This window comes from Pseudomonas sp. SMV71, assembly GCF_052042015.1.
Classification (GTDB): Bacteria; Pseudomonadota; Gammaproteobacteria; order Pseudomonadales; family Pseudomonadaceae; genus Aquipseudomonas.
This window is the reverse complement of record NZ_JBKGGU010000003.1, coordinates 263280-279583: the sequence shown is the minus strand read 5'-3', so window position 1 is coordinate 279583 and position 16304 is coordinate 263280. Positions and strand designations below refer to the sequence as shown.

Here is a 16304-nt window from a genome sequence, read left to right as displayed (position 1 = left end):
GGCTTGCTCGCGAAAGCGCTGGTTCGGTTGATATGGATTTTGACTGTGCCGACGTCTTCGTCGGATCGCCGCCCGGAGCAAGCCCGCTCCCACACTTATCTGAGTTGATGCCATGAAACTCTTGCCATTGCTGCTTCTGCTCGTCGGCGCCTTTGCCCATGCCGACGACTCTGACACCGCTCTGACGATCAACGGCTGCCTCATCGCCGAAGCCAGCCAATGTCCCGGCGCCAACCTGCGGGGCGCCAGGCTGGCAAACCAGGACTTGCGCAAGATGAACCTCAGCGGTGCCGACCTTCGCGATGCCGACCTGCGGCACACGCGTCTGGACCTGGCCAATCTGGAAAAAGCCCAACTACAGGGCGCCAACCTGACCCGCGCCAGCCTGCAACAGAGCAACCTGCGCCTGGCCGACTTCACCGACGCGACGCTCAAGGCCATTCAGGGCTGGGGGCTGTTTGCCCAGGGCGCGCAGTTCCAACGCGCCGACCTGACGGCGGCCTATCTGCAATTTTCCCGCTTGTCTGGCGCCCGATTCCACGATGCCAACCTGCAAGCCGCCGACCTGGAAATGGCCTGGCTGAGCAAGGCCGACCTCAAGGGCGCCGACCTGCGCGACGCCAACCTGCAGGAAGCCAAGCTCGGCGAAAGCAACCTGGAACAGGCCGACCTCAGTGGCTCGCGCCAGCATTACGGGAATTTCCAGGATGCGAACATGCAAGGCTGCAAGGGCTGCCCGGCATCCTGGGATCAGTGAACCTGTCATGCTCCCTCTGTGGCGAGGGAGCTTGCTCCCGCTGGGTTGCGAAGCAGCCCCAATAGGGACAACTCAATGAACCTGGCACACCGAAGTACCGGGTTTTGGGGGCGCTTCGCACCCCAGCGGGAGCAAGCTCCCTCGCCACGATTTCAGATCAGATGTTCACCCCGCCACCCGCACCACCCCCAGGTCAATCCCAAGATGCACCAGCTCGGCATGAGAGCTGACCTGCAGCTTGCTCTTGAGCAGCGTCAGGTGGTTGGACACGGTCTTGGCGCTGATGCACAACTGCTCGGCAATGGTGCGCGCCGGGGTGCCCTTGGCGAGCATGACGAAGATTTCCAGCTCGCGCTGGGTCATGCATTGCAGGCGCGGATCGATCGCTTGCCGGGAGCTGGCACAAGCCAGCTGCGTCGCCAGGGACTGTTCGATATAGGCATGCCCGGCCAGTACACGGCGCACCGCTTCCACCAGCACCTGGGGCGCCGAGTTCTTGGTCAGGTAGCCCGCCGCGCCGGCGTCCAGCGCTTGGCGAACCAACGGCAATTCATCGTGCATGCTGAAGAACAACACCCGCAGTTGCGGCAGACGCTGGCGCAGGCGCCGGGTTGTTTCCAACCCGCTGATACCCGGCAGGCCGAAGTCCATGATCACCAGATGAGGCAGTTGCTCCTGTACCAGGTTCAGCGCCTCCTCCCCGGTGGCCGCCTCTCGCACCTGCAAGTCGGGCATCAGCGCCCGCAGCAGGCTGGCATAACCCTGCCGGACCACTGCATGATCGTCCACCAGCAAAATGTTCATCAGCCCTCCAAAGGCATGTTCAAGGCCAGCGCCCAACCGTCGCCGGGCTGGCTGATAATGCGCAGCTCGCCGCCGAGGCTGCGGGCCCGCTCCATCATCGAATGCAGGCCCACGCCGGCGCGTGGCGGCTGCGGCGCACCGCGGCCGTTGTCACGCACCAGCAGGCGCAGGCGTCCGGCCCGGTGTTGCAGGCGGATCCGTACCCGCGTGGCGTCCGCGTGCCGGGCCACGTTGGTCAAGGCTTCCTGCAACAATCGATACAGGTGAGTCTTGTCCGCTCCCGGCAACGCCGGCAGCGCGTCATCGATGCGCACCTGACAAGCAATACCCTGGTGCTTCTGCCATTGCCCGGCGAGTAAGTCGACCGCTTCGCGCAACGACAAGTGCTGCAACACCACCGGATACAGGTCATGCACCAACGCTCGGAAACCTTGCTGCAAATGCTCGCAGTGTTCCTCCAACTGACCGACCGTCTGCTCCAGCGCCGCTGGCTGGTCCAGCACCAGGCGCAGCAGGCAGGCCCTGGCACGAATGCCCGCCACATACTGGCCCAGGTCATCGTGCAGGGTCTGGGCCAATCGGGTGCGCTCCTGCTCTTGCACGGCCAACAGCGCCTGGGTAAGCCGTGCATTATCCGCCTGGGCCTGGGCCAAGGCGGCGGCCATCCGGTTGAAATGCCCGGCCAGTTGCTGGGTTTCAGGTCCCCCTTCAGCCGTCAGTCGCACGTGCAGGTTCCCAGCGGACACCTGGCGCAGCGCATCGAGCAGTTCATCCAGCAGGTGCATACCCCGACGCACCGCCCAGCGAATCACCAGCAAACTGACCAACAACGCCAGCGCGCACACACCCAGCAATTGCACCAGCGAGTCGAGGATTTCATCGATCTCATCGCGAGGATCGACCGCAATCCAGGCGCGGCGGCCGTCACGCAGATCCACCACCTGGGGCGCGGGCCCGTCCTTCAGCAGCCGCTGGCCGAGCCAGGCCTTGAACCCGGCATCGGCATCGGTTGCAGACCGTTCACCCGGCGCCAGCCAGCGCACGCGTACGTGGCGCAGGCTGCCGGTGAGGCGCGGTTGCAGGCTGGCCGGGTCGCGTTCTGCGGTTTCACGCAGGTAGTGCACCACCGACCCGGCCGATTGCAATTCACGCTGCACATCGGCGACGGCCTGGTGCAACAACAGTGTGGCGCAGGCCAGGGTGACCAGGGCAAAGAACGCCGTGACCCAGAGATTGATTCGCCAGAGGGCTGACATGGTTAGTGGCCTGTTGTCAGGGTTTGCGTGCAGACTTCGCGAGCGCCACAGACGCCTTGTGGGAGCGAGCCTGCTTGCGATCGGGTTGGTTCAGTCAATAGAGATGTTGGATTGGATGCCGTCATCGCGAGCAGGCTCGCTCCCACAGGGGAAGGTGGCGGTCTGGAGGATCTTTGTTTGCCGGATAACCGATCCACTCCAACCAGGCTCAGGATCAGCAACAGCGGCAAAAGCAGCGCTTTGAACATTCGCACAATCTGTGCGCTCCCTGATGAATGCCCCATGCCTGCATCCTAAAACCCCCTGCTCGGCGGTGGTTTACTACCTTGGTACTGCCTCGGCGGTACTTTCTGCATATTTCCCGTCGGGTACCGGGTTCCTATGCTGGCGCTACCTGCAATGGAGGTGGTATGCGCCGGCTCGTCTGTTACGCCTTGATTCCCCTGCTGGCCGTCGCCACCGGTTGGCTGCCGGGCGCCTCACGGGCAGGTGAGGACGCCGGATTGCAAGTGCGCATCGGCTACCTGGGCTATCGCCCCGACCCGGGCCCGCTGCTGTCCAATGTCATTGCCGAACCTGTCGATGCCGGCTTGCGCGGTGCTGAACTGGCAATCATCGACAGCAACAGCACCGGGCGTTTTCTCAAGCACGATTACCGCCTGCAAAGCGCCAATGTCGACAGCCCCCAAGCCCTGCTCCAGGCCGCCCATGAACAACATGACCAAGGCCTGCGCCTGTTCGTGGTCAACGCCCCGGCGGCGAGCCTGCGCCAGCTCAGCGCGGCGCTGCCCGACAGCCTGCTGTTCAACGCCGGCAGCGCCGATGACAGCCTGCGCACCACCGATTGCCTGGGCAACGTGCTCCACAGCCTGCCCGACCGGGCCATGCTCGCCGATGCGCTGGTGCAGTTCGCTGTCGTGCGCAAGTGGCAGCGAGCATTGTTGATCGTCGGCCAGACACCCGACGACCAGGCCTACGCCAACGCCCTGCTCAGGGCCATGAAACGCTTCGGCATGAAGGCCGTCGCGCAAAAGGCCTGGCAGTTCGACAACGACCAGCGCCGCAGCGCCCAGGCCGACATGCCGTTGTTCACCCAGACTGCCGAGTACGACGTGGTACTGGTGGCCGACGAGCGCGGCGACTTCGGCGAATACCTGCCCTACCAGACCTGGTTCCCGCGCCCGGTGGCCGGCACCCAGGGCCTGACGCCCACCGGCTGGCACAAGACCGTGGAAACGTACGGCGCGGCGCAGTTGCAGAAGCGCTTCGAAACCCTGGCCGGACGCTGGATGAACGACCGTGATTTCGCCGCCTGGATCGCTGTGCGCAGCATCGCCGGCGCAGTCAGCAAGCTGCGCCAGGCCGACCCGTTCGCCATTCGCCAACTGGCCCTCAGCGACCAGTTGCCACTGGACGGTTTCAAGGGCCGCAAGCTCAGTTATCGGCCCTGGAACGGCCAGTTGCGCCAACCGATCCCGTTGGTTCAGCCCCGCGCGCTGGTCAGCACCTCGCCCCAGGATGGCTTCCTGCACCCCACCAACGAAATGGACAGCCTGGGCTACGACCAGCCTGAAGTGAGCTGCCGTTACCCCTGAACCCTAACAACAATCATTACAACAACAAGGAAACCGCCATGCGCCGCCTGCTCCAACCGGCCCTGCTCTGCCAAGCCATCGCCCTGGGCGCTACGTTGCTCGCCACGGGCCCTGCGGCGGCCAGCATCGCCTGGGTCTCCAACGAAAAAGACAACAGCCTGAGCCTGATCGACATGCAGAGCCTGGAGGTTGTCGAGACGCTGCCGGTGGGCCAGCGTCCCCGCGGCCTGTTGCTGTCCCATGACAATCGCCTGCTGTACATCTGCGCCAGCGACTCGGACCGGGTCCAGGTGATGGACGTGGCGACCCGCAAGATCATCAAGGAGCTGCCCTCGGGCAAGGACCCGGAACAATTCGCCCTGCACCCCAACGACCGCTGGCTGTATGTTTCCAACGAAGACGATGCCCTGGTGACGGTGATCGACACCCAGACCTCCGAGGTGCTGGGGCAGATCGGGGTCGGCGTCGAGCCCGAAGGCATGGCCGTCAGCCCTGACGGCAAATGGGCGGTCAATACCAGCGAAACCACCAACATGCTGCACTGGATCGACACCAGCACCCAGACCCTGGCCGATAACACGCTGGTGGACCAGCGGCCACGCTTCGTCGAGTTCAACCGCGACGGCACCCAGCTCTGGGCCTCGGCGGAGATTGGCGGCACCCTGACGATCCTCGATGTCGCCACGCGCAAGATCCTCAAGACCCTGACCTTCCAGATCAAGGGCGTGCATCCGGACAAGGTGCAACCGGTGGGCATCAAGCTCAGCGCCGACGGCCAGTTCGCCTACGTCGCCCTGGGCCCGGCCAACCATGTCGCGGTGATCGACGCCAAGACCTTCGAAGTGCTGGACTATCTGCTGGTGGGGCGCAGGGTCTGGCAACTGGCGTTCACCCCGGACCAGCGCCAGTTGCTGGCAACCAACGGCGTCAGCGGCGACGTCTCGGTGATAGACGTGCAAAGCCGTAAGGTTTTGAAATCGGTGAAGGTCGGACGCTACCCCTGGGGCGTGGTGGTGACGCCATGAACGCCCTTGAGGTCAGCGACCTGAGTTTCGCCTATGGCGCCCGCGAAGCCCTCAAGCAAGTCAATTTCAGCCTGCCCGCCGGGCAGTTCGCCGCGCTGTTGGGGCCCAACGGCGCCGGCAAGTCGACCCTGATCGCCCTGCTTACGCGCCTGTACGACGTGCAGCGCGGCGAGATCCGCATCACTGGTCACTCGCTGCGAAAATCCCCACGCCCGGCCCTGCGCCAGTTGGGCGTGGTGTTCCAACAGAGCACCCTGGACCTGGACCTGAGTATCGAGCAGAACCTGCGTTATCACTTGGCACTGCATGGGATATCCCGACGCCAGGGCGCCGCGCGGATCGACGCCGAGCTGGCCCGCCAGCAGTTGACAGAGCGCCGTCACGAACGGGTGCGCGACCTCAACGGCGGCCATCGGCGCCGGGTGGAAATCGCCCGTGCGCTGCTTCATGCACCGCGCCTGTTGCTGCTGGACGAGCCCAGCGTCGGCCTCGATCCGGCCAGCCGCCTGGCACTCGGGCAGCACGTGCGGCAACTGTGCCGCGAGCAAGGCCTCAGCGTGCTCTGGACCACACACCTGCTGGACGAAGTACACCCGAGCGACGAATTGTTGATCGTGCATCAGGGACGCCTGGTCGCCAGCGGTCGCGCCGATGCGGTGAGCCTGGAGCACGGCGGCAGCCTCGGCTCGGCCTTCAACCGCCTGACAGTGCCGGGAGCCTGCTGATGAACGCCTATTGGCAATGTTTCAGCGGCATCGTGATGCGCGAATGGCTGCGTTTCGTGCTGCAACGCACACGCCTGCTCAGCGCCCTGGTGCGGCCCCTGCTGTGGTTGCTGGTATTCGCCGCCGGGTTTCGGGCGGCGCTGGGTATCGCGATCATCGCGCCCTACGACACCTACATTCCCTACGAGGTGTACATCGTCCCCGGGCTGGCCTGCATGATCCTGCTGTTCAACGGCATGCAGGGTTCGTTGTCGATGGTCTACGACCGCGAGATGGGCAGCATGCGCGTGCTGCTCACCAGCCCGCTGCCGCGGGCGTTCCTGCTGGCGAGCAAGCTGCTGGCAACATCGTTGATCTCGTTGTTGCAGGTCTACGCCTTTCTCGCCATCGCCTGGCTCTACGGCATCCAGCCGCCGGCCATGGGCCTGGTGCTGGCACTGCCGGCGTTGTTGCTGGTAGCGCTGATGCTCAGCGCCCTGGGCTTGCTGCTGTCCAATGCCATCCGGCAACTGGAGAACTTCGCCGGAGTGATGAATTTCGTCATCTTCCCGATGTTCTTCCTGTCCTCGGCGCTGTATCCGCTGTGGAAAATGCTCGAAGCCAGCTCCTGGCTGTATTGGCTGTGCGCGGTCAACCCGTTCACCCACGGTGTGGAGCTGGTGCGATTTGCGCTGTATGAGCGGTTCAACCTGTTGGCGATGACGGTGTGCCTGGGATTGACCCTGGTGTTTGCGCTGCTGGCGGTGTGGACGTTCAATCCGCAGCATGCGGCGTTGCGTAAGGCGGGTTGATCCTGCCCTCCACAAATCCCCCTGTGGTGGATTCCCTGTGGGAGCGAGCCTGCTCGCGATAGCGGTCTGCCAGTCACCCGCTTACTGGCTGAACCACCGCCATCGCGAGCAGGCTCGCTCCCACAGGGGCTTGGTCATGGCTTCCGGATCAGTCCCTGAGCCCGAAATTACGACTTTAGTACTGCTTTCCCTGTCTATGGTCGCATTCACAAGGCCTCGACCCTGACATGTAATGGGCGCATAACAAAAAGGATCAATCCTATGCCCCGTTTGCTGGCGATCGTCTTGCTGGGCCTGGCGCTGAATGGCGCGCAGGCCGACACGCTGCTGTTTTCCGCGCAGGGCTATCGCATCACCCAGTACCGCAGCCCGACGCCCGCCAGCGTCGAAGGCGCCCGGACCGTCGATACCCAGGCCCTGCAACAGTTGCTCGGGCAAGCATCACCACCGGTGTTGATCGACGTCTATCGGCGGCCCTGGCTCCAGGGACGGTTCATCGACAACGAACCCCACGCCAACCTCCCCGGCAGCCTGTGGCTGGCCAATACCGGCGACGGTGAACTCGACCCGCTCTGGCAGGATTACTTCACTTATCATCTGCGCAAGGCCACCGCCGGGCGGGCGGAGCAACCGCTGGTCTTTTATTGCCGCTCCGATTGCTGGTTGAGCTGGAACGCGGTAAAACGCGCCGCGGCCATGGGCTATAAGCATCTGTATTGGTATCGCGATGGCCTCGATGCCTGGGAGGCGGCCCGGCTGCCCCTGCAAGCGGCTCGGCCCGAACCTTTTCCCTGATCCATCTGTTTGAGCAAAAGCGTGCGTGCAATTGCCCCACCCATACGACAATAACGAGGTGAATGGCCATGTATAAAATCCTGATAGCCGATGATCACCCACTGTTTCGCGAAGCCATCCACAACGTCATCAGCGACGGTTTTCCTGGCAGCGAGGTCATGGAAACCGCCGACCTGGACAGCGCCCTGGCGCTGACCACCGAGCACGACGACCTGGACCTGATCCTGCTGGACCTGAACATGCCCGGCATGCACGGGCTCAATGGCCTGATCAACCTGCGCAACGAGGCGCCGACCATCCCGGTAGTCATCGTTTCCGCCGAGCAGGACAAACAGGTGGTGCTGCAGGCCATCACCTACGGGGCGGTGGGATTCATCACCAAATCCTCGCCACGCTCGCAGATGACCGACGCCATCGAGCAGATCCTCAACGGCAACGTGTACCTGCCGCCAGACATCATCCGCACCCAGAAAAGCCCCACGGGCCGACGCCTGAACGAAACCCCGGCATTTCCGCCCGAGCTGCTCCAGGCTCTGACTCGCAAGCAGTTGCTGGTGCTTGAACGCATGACCAAGGGCGAGTCGAACAAGCAGATCGCCTACACCCTCGACATCGCCGAGACCACGGTCAAGGCCCACGTCTCGGCGATCCTGCGCAAGCTCAACGTGCACAATCGGGTGCAGGCGATTCTCAGTGCGGGGGATATCGATTTCGGGGCGTACCTGCGGCGCTGATCAGCACTGGGATAGGGTGGACACCCCTGTGGCGAGGGAGCTTGCTCCCGCTGGGGTGCGAAGCGCCCCCATGCAAACTGAACGCGCCCTGCCTGATTCACCGAGGCGCCTGGCCTTGGGGCTGCGTCGCAGCCCAGCGGGAGCAAGCTCCCTCGCCACAATAAGCCATTGAGCCCAGCAGTGGCTCAGTGGTGCCCGCCCAACAAATGACTCATCGCAATCTTCAATTTCATCGGCCGCACCGGCTTGTGCATCAGGGTATGGCCGCGTTCGCGGATCTGCTGCTTGAGTTCGTTGCTGTAATTGGCGGTGATCATCATGGCCGGGATCGGCGCGACCCGCCGGGCATTGATCCGGGCCACGGCGTCCACGCCGTTCTGGTCGTGGTCCAGGTGATAGTCGGCGATCAGCAGGTCGGCCTCGGCGCGGTAGTCGTCCACCTGGCGCGCCAGATCCTGTTCCGACAGCGCCGTCACCACGCGGCAGCCCCACCCTTCCAGCAACGTGCGCATGCCGGCGCAGATCGCCGCGTCGTTATCCAGCACCCAGACCCGAGCTCCACGCAGGCGCTCCAGCATCGGCTCGCTCATGTCCAGGCATACCGACGGCTTGGGCGCGGTGGCGCTCAGGGGAACGTCGATGGCGAACATCGAGCCCTTGCCCGGCCAGGAGCGCACCTGGATGCGATGCCCGAGGATTCCGGCGATCTTCTCGACAATCGCCAGCCCCAGGCCCAGCCCGCGATCCTGGTCCGGACGCTGCACATCGCCGCGCTTGAACTCCTGGAAGATTTCCTCCAGGCGTTCTTCGGCGATGCCGATGCCGCTGTCCCAGACCTGGATCGACACCTGCTGGCGATGGCGCCGACAACCCAGTACCACCCGGCCACTGGGGGTGTAGCGAATCGCATTGCTCAGCAAGTTGCGCAGGATCCGCGCCAGCAACTGCATGTCGCTGCGCACCAGCACCGAACAACCGACAAAGCGTAGCTCCAGCCCTTCGCTGCGGGCGACCTGGACATACTCGGCCGCCAGGTTGTCGAGCAGCTCGCTGAGCGCGAATGGCGCGACATCGGCCTTGATCACCCCAGCATCGAGCTTGGAAATGTCCACCAGCGTGCCCAGCAGGTTCTCGACGTCCTGCAGCGAATTGCTGACGTTGCGCACCAGCTGCGCGTTCGCCACCGGCTCGCGGCGTTCCAGCAGCGCACTGGTGAACAAGCGTGCGGCATTGAGCGGTTGCAGCAGGTCATGGCTGACCGCGGCGAGGAACTTGGTTTTCGACAGGTTAGCCCGCTCCGCCTCTCGCTTGGCCTCGCGCAGGCGCAATTCCGCCCGACTGCGCTCATCGATTTCGCGTAGCAACTGATCGTTGAGGGTGGTCAATTCGGCGGTGCGTTCCTGGACGCGCTGTTCCAGGTTCTGATAGGCCTGATGCAGCGCTTCGGCGGTACGGCGGCGCTCGGTAATGTCGCGGATCAGCACGAAGATCCCCACCACCTCACCATTGGCCAAGCGGTTAGGCACGTAGGAGCGCAACATGTAGCGCTCCTGGTTGTTGATGTTGGTCTCGGCGAATTCGAACGTCACGCTCTCCCCGGCCAGCGCCCTGGCCACGTAGGCCTCAAGTCGCTGGTAGTGCTGCTCGCTGTGAGCCTCACGCAGACTCTGGCCGAGCATCACCCCACGCGGCCAGCAATACCATTGCTCATAGACCTTATTGGTGAACTCATACACCAGGTCGGCATTGAGATAGGCGATCAGGGCCGGCACATGGTCGGTGATCAGGCGGATCCAGCGCTCGCTTTCGCTCAAGGCCTCGGCGTGCTGGTAACGCTCGGTGATGTCGGTGAAGGTGTTAACGTAGCCGCCGGTGGGCAGCGGATGCGTACGGATTTCCAGAACCCGGCCATCGGACAGGCGTTGTTCGCATTCGTGGATCAACCGACCGTTGCTGTCCCGACTGGCGGGCGTCAGCAGTTGGAGCTCGCTGTCACCGATCACCTCGTTGAACGGCCGATGGGCAGCCACCGGTGCCAGCCCGCTGAGTTCGAGGAAGCGGCGGTTCCACAACTCCAGCACACCCTGGGCGCTGACCATCGCCACGCCTTGGGAAAGGTTGTCCACCGCCCGTTGCAGCAGGTGCGACTTCTGCGCGATGGCCTGCTCGCGACGCACGGTTTCGCTGAGTTTGACGTCTGTGATGTCGGTGAACAGGATCACCCGGCCACCTTCCTGGGTTGGCCGTTCGCTGACTTGCAGCCAGCGACCGTTCTGCAAGCGATACAGCACATGCTCGTCGGCCTGCCCCCTGGGTTCTTCGTTGAACAGGCCATTGGCGGTCATCAGGCGCTTGACCTCGGAGAGCCGCATGCCGGCGATGATCCGCACCCGACTGTGGGCCCAGAACGCCTTGAAGCGGCTGTTGAACAGGACGATGCGTTGCTGCGCGTCGAACAGCACGAACGCATCGGAAATGCTCTCGATGGCGTCGATCAAATGCCGGTGGGCGGTTTCGGCCCGCAGCCGCGCCTCGCCCAGCAGATGGTTGCCGGCCTTGAGCTCGGCCATGGCCTGGTTCAGGGCATCGGTGCGCTCACGTACCTGTTCGGCCAACACCACCGAATGCTGGAACGCTGCATACGGATCGTTGCCCCGGGTCACGCCGGATTCCACCCGCTCGATCAACGCCGCATTGATGCGACGCAACTTGCGGTTTTCGTCTTGCAGGCTGGCAATCTGTGCTTGCAGCTCAGCGATGGCCGGGGACGCGATGGCGGGCAATGGCAACTCCGGTGAAGGTCTGGTTGATGTGCATGCCATTGAACTGTTCTCCATAGGTGTTGAACCCCATCACCCGATGTTCACGCAAGACCTGGCCGATCTGCTCCAGGCCGCCACGGCCTTCCAGCTCCAGGCGCCTGAGGAAGCAGTCGCAGCCGATGGTCAGCAGCAGGTCACCGAGGCGGGCTTGCAAGCCGTCGAAGAGAGCCTGCAGGTTCTGCAGCAAGGGGCCGGGGGTCATCGCCGTGAGGACGATGCCGTTCTCCACTGCGCAGTAGAAACTCAGGCTCAGGTCCGGGTGCACCTGCTGGATGGCCCGCACGTAGTACTGGTCATTGATCCGCACGGCCAACGGATGGGCGGCGAACACCCGGTAATCCAGCGCACTCACCGGCACACCGATGTGCCGGGCATATTCTTCGGCGGCGGGCTCGGCGTTGAGTTCATAGACCCGCCGCAAGGCAGCGTCGGCGCCGGTCACCACCAGTTTTTCCTGTCGCGGCAGAATGTGGTGGGCGGTAAACACTTCGAAGGCCAGCCAGGTGTTGATCAGCACCACCACCGCCGCGCCGCTGTGGAACTGCCCTTCGAAGTACACATGGGTGTGGGTCAGACGATTGTCGTCGCCGGCCGATCCGCCAAAATGCGGGATGTCGCCGAGCGCTGCGCTCAGGGCCGCCAGGACCATTTCTTCACGACTGGACAGGCCGTCGAGCAGGGTCAGCGCAAAGCTGTGGCCCTTGATGGGTGCCAGGGCATTGCTGCGACAGCCGCTGGCCAGCCGTTCGACCATTTGCTGGGCGTCGATCAGGCTGAAGTGTTCCATTTCGCCGATCAGCTCGGCGGCGATAGAAAAGTGTCGATGGTCGAAGCCCACCGCCGTCACACAGTTGCGGCCATAACCCTGAGCGGTGATTTCACCGGCACTGGTGCAGCCCACCAGGCGAATCCCGCCGAAGCCCTGGGACAGCGCCAGGCCGAGGGCCGGCAAGTCGTATTCGGCGGAACAGAAAAACAGCACGAAGCCCAGGTACGGGTGCAACAACTGCCGCGCCAGTTCCTGGGCCACCTGCTGGACATCCGTCGCCTGGGACATGGCGCTCACCACACCTTCGCTCTGGGCCTGCTGCATCCTCGCCTCCGGCGTATGCGTGATCGGAGCCTTGAGTGTACGAAGCCGCACCGGGCACACGAATGCTACTTGGGTAGTGGGTGGACGCTTCCATGGGAGGAGAAAGGGGCAGTCAACATTAATGTCGCCCCGGCCGCCCCTGTGGCGAGGGAGCTTGCTCCCGCTGGGACGGTCCGACGTCTCGGGCGCAGCGCCCCCATGCAGACTCAACGCGTTCTATCTGATCCACCGAGGCGCCTGGCCTTGGGGCTGCTGCGCAGCCCAGCGGGAGCAAGCTCCCTCGCCACAGGGGCAATGCGGTTGTGAATCAATGGTTCATCGTCGCCTGCCCCAGCAGCTTCTGGTCGATATCTTCCAAGCGCAGCACGCGACCGCCCGTGTCATTGGCGAGCTTCTGCGCGGCCTGGGCGTCGGCGAACGAGGCCAGGACGACACCCATGGCGCCCTTGAGGCCGGAGCCGACGACGAACCAGGCCGTCCGGGCATCGATCAGGTGAGCATCGTCGGGGGTATTCCAATGGCTGCGGCCCATGTCGTGGACGTACAGCTTGACGTCAGCCCGATGATTCTCCGGTTGCAACCACCAGCCGAGCATTTCCGCTGGCGAGCAAAACTTCTTCACGCCTCCCGCCCCGACCGCCGCGCCCTTGGGTCCGGGAAAGTCGGTGATGACCATGCCGCAGACGTGGCACTCATCACTGGAATGGAATGCCGGCGCCGCCTCGCTGGCCGACGGCGGTTCAGCCTTGCCGCACGCCACCAGCGTCAGGCAGATCAACAGCCGGGCCGCCCAAAACAACCTGCTCATCATCGCTTGCTCCTTATCAAGATCAGAAACTCATGGGCACCGGCGACTGAACAGCCGATAGGCCAACCACAACGGGACGGCCAGCCACACGCCCAGGCATAGCCAGAGCCAACGCCCGGACACCGGCAGGTCGCTGCCCAGTGTCAACACCGCAGCGCCGCTGGAGGCGGAATCGAAACCCGACAGATTGATCAACCGGTACACGTCGGTCGGGTTCAACAGCAGCAGCCAGGGCAACAGGTCAGGCTTGAACCGGCCCTCGCTGAGCACCAGCAGCGCCAGCAGCACCAGGTCGAACACCAGCACGAAGAAAAACCAGACGCCCAATGCCAGCCCGGCCGCGGTGGATTTCTCCGCCGCAAGGCTGCTCAGCACATAGGCCAATCCGAGGAAAACCCAGCCCAGCAGGGTGCTGGACAACATGAAGCGGCCAAAGGCCCAGAGCAGCAGGCTCAGCTCGACATCGTCCACCAGCAAGGCGATGGCGAGCATCGCGCAGCCAAAGCCTATGACCGTCGCCAGGGTCAGGATCAGGCCGTGACCGACAAACTTGCCCAGCAGCAGTTGGCCGCGTCCCTGCGGATAGGTCAGCAACAGCAGCAAGGTGCCACTCTCGTCCTCGCCGACGATGGCGTCATAGGCCAGAAGCAAGGCAATCAGTGGCATCAGGAAGGTCGCCAGGCTCGACAGACTGGCCACCGTTGCCGGCACCGAGGTAAAGCCCAGCTGACCGGAAGCCGCCGCGCCAAGCCAGGCAATGCCGATGGCCAGGGCCGCGAACAGCAGACTGATCGCCAACAGCCAACGATTGCGCAGGCCATCGCTCAATTCCTTGCGCGCCATGTTCCAGATCGGGCTCATCGCACTCCCTCCTCCGCTTCTGCGCGGACCATGTAATGGCGATACAGATCTTCCAGAGACGGCGGCTTGATCTCGACATCCGTCGGGTCGTCCTGGGCCAGCAACTGGCGCAGCAAGGCCAGTTTGCTGCCGTCCGGCGCAGACACCTGCAAACCCTCGCGCCCCCAGCCCTGGATCACATGCCCTTCGCTGCGCCAGTGCTGTTGCAGGTGATCGGCGCGGGACAGCCCCGAAGCGCGGATCAGCGTCGGCAGGCCGGCCTCCTGACGCAAGCGGGCCAGGCTGCCCAGGGCCAACAGGCGCCCACGGGTCAGGATCGCGGCGCGGTTGATGTGCGCCTCGACACCCGGCAGCACATGGGAGCAGAGAATGATGCTGGTGCCCTGCCAACGCAGGCGATCGAGCAACTGGTACAGATCCTGGGTGGCGATGGGGTCCAGGCCCACGGTGGGCTCATCCAGCAGCAACAGTCGCGGCTGGCCGAGCAGCGCCTGGGCCAGGCCCAGGCGTTGGCGCATGCCCTTGGAGTAGGTGCGCACGCGGCGCCGGGCCGCGTCCGTCAGCCCCACTTCTTCCAGCAGCCGCTCGACCTGTTCCGGCGCTGCGCCCTTGAGCCGGGCGAAATGACGCAGGGTCTCGAGCCCGCTCAATTGCGGGTAGAACATCACGTTCTCCGGCAGATAGCCGAGCAATTGCCGCACATCCGGGTCGCCGGGATCGCGACCGAAGACCCGCACCTGCCCCGCGCTGGCGCGCAGCAGGCCGAGGATCAGTTTCATGGTAGTGGTCTTGCCGGCCCCGTTGTGCCCGAACAGGCCGAGCACTTCGCCCTGGGCCAGGTTCAGGTTCAGGTCACGCAGCACGGCGACATCGCCATAGTACTGGCTGACGCCTTCGATCTCGACGACGTTCAAGACGCGTCCTCCTGGGCAGTGTTGCTTTGCGGGGTACGCAGCGGTGTTTCCATCAGCGGATGGCTGTCCATCACCCCGGGCGACTTGATCACCGGGAACGCCCGCTGCACCCAGCGCAGCAGTTCGATCCCCGGGCTGTTCATCAGCAGCCGCACCTGTGGGTAGAGCCAGAGCAGCCGGTCGACGTTGTCATTGGGTTCATAGGCCACGTCGCCGAGCCCGTCGCCGTTGCGATCCCATCCCAGGTAATCGCTCCAGTAATTGCCACGCCCCTCGGCGGACCATTCCTGGAGCCGCGTGGCGACGTATTTGACCTGGCGCTGGTTATGGACGAAGGCATTGCCGGCGATGCGGTTGTCCTCCGAGCCGGCGGTCAGGTGAATGCCCACGGCGCTGCGCTCGAAATGATTGCCTTCGATGCGGTTGAACAGCGAGTTGTAGATGAACAGCGCCTTGCCTTCGGCACCGGTGATCATGGTGTCGCCGGTCGTCCCGTCGCGTACATCGCTGACGAAGTTGCCCTGCAAGGTCGAGTAAGTGATGTAGTTCATCAGGATCCCGTAGTTCTGGTCCTGTTCGGAGCGATTGCCGATCACCGTCAGCTGGCGGCTTTGCATCAACGCGTAGCCGGTGCGGGTGCGCCGGGTGACGTTGTCCAGCAGCCGGTTATCGTTGGCGAACATGTAATGCACGCCGTAGCGCAGGTCCTCCAGGGTGTTGCCCTGAAGCAGGTTGCCGTTGGAAGTGTCGATGTAGATACCGTCGCGGGTGTCGCGTACCTGATTGCCAATGACTCGGGCGCCATGCACCGCATACAAGTGGATGCCGTTGCCGCGGTCCTGGGAGCGCAGACTCGGGTCGCCCTGGATGCGGTTGTCGACCAGGCTCACGTCTCGCGTACCATCGACCCAGATGCCAAAACCCTGGCCCTGCATCCGGTTCGAGCGAACCACGGCGCCATGGGCGCCCGGCTGGATGAACACCGCGGCGTTCATGGCCGTCAGGTCATGGCCCCAATCCAGGAAGGTACAGCCCTGGACCTGGACATCCGGTGCACGGATAGTCAGGCCATTACCCTCGCCCTGCCCCCGCAATACCGCGCCCGGTTCACAGGTGAGGGTCATGGGTTGATCGATGCTGAACGCGCCCTGGTACTGACCGGCAGGCAAGCGCCAGTGCCGCTCCCCGTCGGCCTGCAAAGGCAGATCGGTGATCGACTGTGGCGCGCTGAACACGCCGCCCGAGAGCAGCCAGAGCACCAGCGCAATGACCGGTTGCCGAGCGTCGCTTGCAAGTCGTCGCATGTCCCCGGTCATTGCAGTCT

Annotated in this window: 15 protein-coding genes; 7 read left to right on the top strand and 8 right to left on the bottom strand. The window is 64.0% G+C overall.

What is annotated here, in order from left to right:
• Positions 1-112: 112 nt before the first annotated feature.
• Positions 113-757 (top strand): pentapeptide repeat-containing protein, encoded by a 645-nt coding sequence (locus tag ACLEJQ_RS04310; RefSeq protein ID WP_440792502.1) that lies wholly within the window; start codon positions 113-115, stop codon positions 755-757.
• A 165-nt stretch (positions 758-922) separates the two neighbouring features.
• Here the strand turns inward: ACLEJQ_RS04310 and ACLEJQ_RS04305 are convergent, their stop codons facing one another.
• Both ACLEJQ_RS04305 and ACLEJQ_RS04300 read right to left on the bottom strand, forming a co-directional pair.
• Complete coding sequence (locus ACLEJQ_RS04305) at positions 923-1561, bottom strand: response regulator (RefSeq protein WP_440792500.1); 639 nt, start codon at positions 1559-1561, stop codon at positions 923-925.
• Entirely contained in the window at positions 1561-2817 is a 1257-nt protein-coding gene (locus ACLEJQ_RS04300; protein ID WP_440792498.1) for an ATP-binding protein, read from the bottom strand. Before ACLEJQ_RS04300 ends, ACLEJQ_RS04305 begins: the two co-directional genes overlap by 1 nt.
• A 410-nt stretch (positions 2818-3227) precedes the next feature.
• On the opposite strand from ACLEJQ_RS04300, the gene ACLEJQ_RS04295 reads away from it, so the two are divergent.
• The 6 genes from ACLEJQ_RS04295 to ACLEJQ_RS04270 all read left to right on the top strand — a co-directional run bounded on the left by ACLEJQ_RS04295 (position 3228) and on the right by ACLEJQ_RS04270 (position 8482).
• The gene (locus ACLEJQ_RS04295; RefSeq protein ID WP_440792496.1) at positions 3228-4412 is read left to right on the top strand and encodes an ABC transporter substrate-binding protein; all 1185 of its coding nucleotides are present in this window, start codon (positions 3228-3230) and stop codon (positions 4410-4412) included.
• A 38-nt stretch (positions 4413-4450) separates the two neighbouring features.
• Positions 4451-5437: a YVTN family beta-propeller repeat protein gene (locus ACLEJQ_RS04290; protein ID WP_440792494.1), complete on the top strand. Its 987-nt coding sequence runs from the start codon at positions 4451-4453 to the stop codon at positions 5435-5437.
• Positions 5434-6162 carry an ABC transporter ATP-binding protein gene (locus ACLEJQ_RS04285; protein ID WP_440792492.1) on the top strand — a complete coding sequence of 243 codons (729 nt, stop codon included), beginning with the start codon at positions 5434-5436 and terminating at the stop codon, positions 6160-6162. Before ACLEJQ_RS04290 ends, ACLEJQ_RS04285 begins: the two co-directional genes overlap by 4 nt.
• Positions 6162-6953, top strand: a complete 792-nt coding sequence (locus tag ACLEJQ_RS04280; protein ID WP_440792490.1) for an ABC transporter permease — start codon at positions 6162-6164, stop codon at positions 6951-6953. The genes ACLEJQ_RS04285 and ACLEJQ_RS04280 overlap by 1 nt, the downstream gene beginning before the upstream one ends.
• A 261-nt stretch (positions 6954-7214) precedes the next feature.
• A complete protein-coding gene (locus ACLEJQ_RS04275) occupies positions 7215-7748 on the top strand; it encodes a PQQ-dependent catabolism-associated CXXCW motif protein (protein WP_440792488.1) in 534 nt (177 codons plus the stop codon).
• 68 nt (positions 7749-7816) lie between these two features.
• A complete protein-coding gene (locus ACLEJQ_RS04270; RefSeq protein WP_440792487.1) occupies positions 7817-8482 on the top strand; it encodes a response regulator in 666 nt (221 codons plus the stop codon).
• Between the two features lie 185 nt (positions 8483-8667).
• On the opposite strand, the gene nahK is transcribed toward ACLEJQ_RS04270, so the two are convergent.
• From nahK to ACLEJQ_RS04240, 6 genes are all read right to left on the bottom strand, one after another.
• Positions 8668-11304, bottom strand: a complete 2637-nt coding sequence (gene nahK / locus ACLEJQ_RS04265; protein WP_440792486.1) for a hybrid sensor histidine kinase/response regulator NahK/ErcS' — start codon at positions 11302-11304, stop codon at positions 8668-8670.
• Positions 11234-12397 (bottom strand): nitric oxide-sensing protein NosP, encoded by a 1164-nt coding sequence (nosP, locus tag ACLEJQ_RS04260; RefSeq protein ID WP_440792484.1) that lies wholly within the window; start codon positions 12395-12397, stop codon positions 11234-11236. The genes nahK and nosP overlap by 71 nt, the downstream gene beginning before the upstream one ends.
• A gap of 307 nt (positions 12398-12704) precedes the next feature.
• Positions 12705-13205, bottom strand: a complete 501-nt coding sequence (locus tag ACLEJQ_RS04255; RefSeq protein WP_440792482.1) for a nitrous oxide reductase accessory protein NosL — start codon at positions 13203-13205, stop codon at positions 12705-12707.
• Positions 13206-13235: 30 nt separating this feature from the next.
• A complete protein-coding gene (locus ACLEJQ_RS04250) occupies positions 13236-14066 on the bottom strand; it encodes an ABC transporter permease (protein WP_440792480.1) in 831 nt (276 codons plus the stop codon).
• The gene (locus ACLEJQ_RS04245) at positions 14063-14980 is read right to left on the bottom strand and encodes an ABC transporter ATP-binding protein (RefSeq protein WP_440792478.1); all 918 of its coding nucleotides are present in this window, start codon (positions 14978-14980) and stop codon (positions 14063-14065) included. The genes ACLEJQ_RS04250 and ACLEJQ_RS04245 overlap by 4 nt, the downstream gene beginning before the upstream one ends.
• On the bottom strand, positions 14977-16284 hold the full coding sequence (locus ACLEJQ_RS04240) for a nitrous oxide reductase family maturation protein NosD (RefSeq protein WP_440792476.1): 1308 nt from the start codon (positions 16282-16284) through the stop codon (positions 14977-14979). Before ACLEJQ_RS04240 ends, ACLEJQ_RS04245 begins: the two co-directional genes overlap by 4 nt.
• Positions 16285-16304: the final 20 nt, after the last annotated feature.